The sequence below is a fragment of the Pelotomaculum propionicicum genome (assembly GCF_004369225.1).
GTDB lineage: Bacteria > Bacillota > Desulfotomaculia > Desulfotomaculales > Pelotomaculaceae > Pelotomaculum_B > Pelotomaculum_B propionicicum.
Genome location: NZ_QFFZ01000185.1, coordinates 1 through 405, shown reverse-complemented (window position 1 = coordinate 405; position 405 = coordinate 1). Strand labels below are relative to the sequence as shown.

1 pseudogene is annotated in these 405 nt (G+C 51.1%); it reads right to left on the bottom strand.

Annotated features, from left to right (window positions below):
- Nucleotides 1-129 (bottom strand): annotated as a pseudogene (locus tag Pmgp_RS19435) (IS110 family transposase); the annotation flags it as partial.
- Between the last annotated feature and the right edge of the window lie 276 nt (nt 130-405).

Sequence of the window (405 nt, the reverse complement as noted above, 5' to 3'; positions counted from 1 at the left end):
CAGGTGAAACCTGTTTCGGGTCAGCCTTTGCAGCGCAAGGAAACGCTCATCCATAAAAACCTCCTGGGGAAGGCGACCAAAGCGTAACTTGTCTGCAATAACCCAGGCGTCTATATCATCATTTTTTTCCATCACCATAAAGCCGGGGGCACAACCAGCGGTTAGAAAAAACACGGCGGGCCAAGGGTAACAGGCTTAACGGAGTAGTAGCCTAAAAAGGCCCCACGAGGAGGGGAAGAAATATCCCTATACCAAGCTTGTTATGCCCATTGTCCCGTAAAGTGACGCCCATGTCCAGACTCTGCCCGGTAAAAACTCAACTAAAAAAGGCAATAGAAAACCGGCCCCGGCGGGGCGGCTGCTAAAAATCGACCTGCACCCCGGGCCGGTAATAAATGACCATTA